This window comes from Streptomyces sp. NPDC049040 (assembly GCF_043197715.1).
GTDB lineage: Bacteria > Actinomycetota > Actinomycetes > Streptomycetales > Streptomycetaceae > Actinacidiphila.
This window is the reverse complement of the sequence record NZ_JBICTO010000043.1, coordinates 1-1,175: the sequence shown is the minus strand read 5'-3', so window position 1 is coordinate 1,175 and position 1,175 is coordinate 1. Positions and strand designations below refer to the sequence as shown.

The following is a 1,175-nucleotide window of genomic DNA, read 5'->3' as shown; positions in this document are numbered from 1 at the left end:
GTGAGCTGGGTGTGGCCGCAGAGACCAGCGAGAAGCGACTGTTTACTAAAAACACAGGTCCGTGCGAAGCCGTAAGGCGATGTATACGGACTGACGCCTGCCCGGTGCTGGAACGTTAAGGGGACCGGTTAGTCACATTTCGGTGTGGCGAAGCTGAGAACTTAAGCGCCAGTAAACGGCGGTGGTAACTATAACCATCCTAAGGTAGCGAAATTCCTTGTCGGGTAAGTTCCGACCTGCACGAATGGCGTAACGACTTCTCGACTGTCTCAACCATAGGCCCGGTGAAATTGCACTACGAGTAAAGATGCTCGTTTCGCGCAGCAGGACGGAAAGACCCCGGGACCTTTACTATAGCTTGATATTGGTGTTCGGTTCGGCTTGTGTAGGATAGGTGGGAGACTTTGAAACATCGGCGCCAGCCGGTGGTGAGTCGTCGTTGAAATACCACTCTGGTCGTGCTGGATGTCTAACCTCGGTCCGTGATCCGGATCAGGGACAGTGTCTGGTGGGTAGTTTAACTGGGGCGGTTGCCTCCTAAAGGGTAACGGAGGCGCCCAAAGGTTCCCTCAGCCTGGTTGGCAATCAGGTGTTGAGTGTAAGTGCACAAGGGAGCTTGACTGTGAGACTGACGGGTCGAGCAGGTACGAAAGTAGGGACTAGTGATCCGGCGGTGGCTTGTGGAAGCGCCGTCGCTCAACGGATAAAAGGTACCCCGGGGATAACAGGCTGATCTTCCCCAAGAGTCCATATCGACGGGATGGTTTGGCACCTCGATGTCGGCTCGTCGCATCCTGGGGCTGGAGTCGGTCCCAAGGGTTGGGCTGTTCGCCCATTAAAGCGGTACGCGAGCTGGGTTTAGAACGTCGTGAGACAGTTCGGTCCCTATCCGCTGCGCGCGTAGGAGTCTTGAGAAGGGCTGTCCCTAGTACGAGAGGACCGGGACGGACGAACCTCTGGTGTGCCAGTTGTCCTGCCAAGGGCATGGCTGGTTGGCTACGTTCGGGAGGGATAACCGCTGAAAGCATCTAAGCGGGAAGCCTGCTTCGAGATGAGGGCTCCCACCCACTTGATGGGGTAAGGCTCCCAGTAGACGACTGGGTTGATAGGCCGGATGTGGAAGCCCTGTAAGGGGTGGAGCTGACCGGTACTAATAGGCCGAGGGCTTGTCCTCA

The 1,175-nt window shown here is 56.6% G+C and carries 1 rRNA gene (running past one end of the window); it reads left to right on the top strand.

The annotated features are described in order from the left end of the window. A 23S ribosomal RNA gene (locus ACGFMP_RS37165) occupies positions 1-1,174 on the top strand; it begins 1,641 nt to the left of the window's first position. Position 1,175: the final 1 nt, after the last annotated feature.